Annotated in this window: 2 protein-coding genes; both read left to right on the top strand. The window is 42.3% G+C overall.

The genetic code is table 11. The annotated features are described in order from the left end of the window. The first annotated feature begins 207 nt into the window (after nucleotides 1-207). Nucleotides 208-420 carry an addiction module protein gene (locus tag L6773_RS21270; RefSeq protein ID WP_237856689.1) on the top strand — a complete coding sequence of 71 codons (213 nt, stop codon included), beginning with the start codon at nucleotides 208-210 and terminating at the stop codon, nucleotides 418-420. Nucleotides 421-435: 15 nt separating this feature from the next. Then, a complete protein-coding gene (locus L6773_RS21265; protein ID WP_237856688.1) occupies nucleotides 436-729 on the top strand; it encodes a type II toxin-antitoxin system RelE/ParE family toxin in 294 nt (97 codons plus the stop codon). The last annotated feature ends 105 nt before the right edge of the window (nucleotides 730-834 follow it).

Here is an 834-nt window from a genome sequence, read left to right as displayed (position 1 = left end):
GACCAGATGATCCGCACAAGGTTGGTTAACAATGGCTTCGTGCTGACCAGGTTGGTCTTCGGAGTCAACTAAATAGAAACGGGCTGGCAGCACAAGCCAGGAGCCGTTAGGTTCCCTCCAACTTTTGCTAGTTTCTATCTCAATTAATTGCTTTCAAGCTCGTTTTTATTCAACTTAAGTCTGTAATTGCAAAACAAAGTTTCTGTAATGGAAAAGACTCTTATCAACGAGCTGTCAAAGCTTAACAAAAATGAAAAATTGCTCTTAGTCGAAGCCTTATGGGATTCTATTGCTTCTGACCCTGAAGAGGTTGAAGTTCCTGATCATCACAAATCTATTTTAGAGCAACGCCTCAAGACTTTAGAAGAAGACAAAAAGAATGGTTCTTCCTGGAAAGAAGTCCGTCAAAAGTATCTATAGATCGCTGTGCCCAAAATGTTAATACTTACCGAAGATGCACAGCAAGATTTAGATGATGCATTCCAGTGGTATCAAGAACAGAATCATGGATTAGGCCAAGAGTTCATTCGCTGCGTTGACGCAAAACTTTCAGAAATCAGTCGTAATCCTCTTCATCACCAAGTTGTTTATAAAGACAGAGTTCATCGCGCTTTAACCAACCGCTTTCCCTTTTCTATCTATTTCGTCAATGAAGAAGAAACAATTACAGTCTTTGCAATTTTACATCAGAGAAGAAGTCCAGAGTCTTGGAAAACAAGAACCGAGTAGTCGGGAAACCTAATCGAGTAGACGGCCGTGAGCAATAAGCCCACGGTGCGCCTCTCCCACCACCGTACATACGGGTCGCGTATACGGCGGTTTGCTACGTTGACC

Origin of the sequence: Rhodohalobacter sulfatireducens (genome assembly GCF_022012475.1) — a bacterium.
GTDB classification, from domain to species: domain Bacteria; phylum Bacteroidota; class Rhodothermia; order Balneolales; family Balneolaceae; genus Rhodohalobacter; species Rhodohalobacter sulfatireducens.
The sequence above is the reverse complement of the archived record's forward strand: the minus strand, read 5'-3'. Positions and strand labels throughout refer to the sequence as shown.